3 protein-coding genes are annotated in these 1,443 nt (G+C 73.1%); 2 read left to right on the forward strand and 1 reads right to left on the reverse strand.

Annotation, left to right across the window (positions count from 1 at the left end; translation table 11 throughout):
- Positions 1-296 precede the first annotated feature (296 nt).
- Positions 297-611: a hypothetical protein gene (locus B8460_RS16930; protein WP_048862794.1), complete on the forward strand. Its 315-nt coding sequence runs from the start codon at positions 297-299 to the stop codon at positions 609-611.
- Between the two features lie 57 nt (positions 612-668).
- Here the strand turns inward: B8460_RS16930 and B8460_RS22950 are convergent, their stop codons facing one another.
- Entirely contained in the window at positions 669-1,181 is a 513-nt protein-coding gene (locus tag B8460_RS22950) for a hypothetical protein (RefSeq protein ID WP_084623815.1), read from the reverse strand.
- Between the two features lie 52 nt (positions 1,182-1,233).
- Between B8460_RS22950 and B8460_RS23105 the strand changes: the two genes are divergently transcribed.
- Positions 1,234-1,443 (forward strand): hypothetical protein (locus tag B8460_RS23105; protein ID WP_206742658.1); only part of this gene is annotated, 210 nt, incomplete at its 3' end.

A 1,443-nucleotide genomic window follows, 5' to 3' on the forward strand; every position in this document is an offset into this window, starting at 1 on the left:
GGCCGGCGCGCGGGGCGCGCGCGTCAAGGTGTCGGTCATGTCGCGTGACTCGGCGTTGTGGGCGGGCGCATGATTGAACCTCTCGCCTTCCGGCGCGCTTGACTGCGGTCGGCGGTCATGGTTGCCGGCCGGGGGCTGTCCGGAGGGCCCGGCACGGCTATATGCCGACCGGGACCGGAGCCGGGTGACCGGAGCCGGGACCATCAGGAGCGTGTCGCGGCCCGCCGCCTTCGGCCGCCTCGTCACGTCGTACGCGTCGTCAGTTGGACCTGCGTCGTCAATCAGATGGGTAGCACATGAAGAACGCCGAGCTAGACAAGATCACTGCTTCGGTCGAGGCCGCGGTGCGGCAGGCCTACGCGCTGGGACGGCGCGACGCCCTCGATCACGTCGCCCGCTGGGCGCAGACCGAGGAGACGACCTCGACGCAGCTCGCGCTGACCGACGCGAACGGCCACTCCGCGACCGAGGAAGCGACGGCGCATCCCGTCCCGGCCACCACCGGGCCGAGCGCCTCCGCCCGCGCGGCGGCGGCGGCGCACAGCGAGGCCGCCACCCGCCCGCGCGGGTTCGGCGCGTTGCTGCGCGACTACGTCTATCCCACGGATTGAGTAGGTTAGCGGACGGACTTCACGGATTGAGGCAAGGGATGGCGGGCCGGGGCGAGGTCAGAAGCAGCGGACCTCGGCCTCGGCCTGCGCTTCCTTGAGCGCGCGGACGATGTCGTTCGCCTCCGACTGGCGGAACTCCTCGCCGAGATAGCCGCCGACCAGGCCCTGCCGCATGCTGAGCACCGTCTCGGCCTTTTCGTAGCGGGCATAGGGCAGGATCGAGGCGATGACGTCGATCGAGCAGGAGCAGTGGTCGAGCGCCTCGCGCGAGCCGCCGTTCACCGACATGCAGGCGAACACGTAATCCGCGCGGGCGGCGGTCGGGTAGTCGTTCACCGCTCCCGCGCCGGGGAGCGCCGCCTGGGCCGCGAGTCCCGTCGCCGTCGATTGCGGCGCGGCGGCGGACGGCGCGGCGGCGGGCTTTGCTCCGGACGCCCCATTGGAGTCCGCCGCGGACGCCGCCCCGGATGCCGCTCCCGACTGCGGCGAGGCCTGCGGCGGGGATTGCGCGAGGGCTGCTTGCGGCAGCAGGAGCGGGATCAGGACGGGCAGGAACAGGCGGCGTCGCATGCGCTCTCCGGTCGGCACGGTGCGGGGCGCAGCCTAGACCCGGCGCGGCGGCGTGGCCATGCCCGCCCCGCGCTTGCTTTTGCCGCCGATGCAGCCAAAGTCCGCGCACAACAATGTGCGGGAGGGCAGCGTGCGCATCGCGCGACGCGACGTCCTGAATAGTATCGCCGCGGCCGGTGTGGCCGGCACCCTTGCGGGCACCTTGGCCGGCGCGGCGGCGCTTCGCCCGTCCGCCGCGCGGGCGGATGCGGCGGCGGCGACC

Source organism: Acidisphaera rubrifaciens HS-AP3, from assembly GCF_000964365.1.
GTDB classification, from domain to species: Bacteria; Pseudomonadota; Alphaproteobacteria; order Acetobacterales; family Acetobacteraceae; genus Acidisphaera; species Acidisphaera rubrifaciens.

Coding starts and splice junctions, on each gene's coding strand:
- B8460_RS16930 (WP_048862794.1), top strand. CDS start 297: ATGAAGAACGCCGAGCTAGACAAGATCACTGCTTCGGTCGAGGCCGCG.
- B8460_RS22950 (WP_084623815.1), bottom strand. CDS start 1,181: ATGCGACGCCGCCTGTTCCTGCCCGTCCTGATCCCGCTCCTGCTGCCG.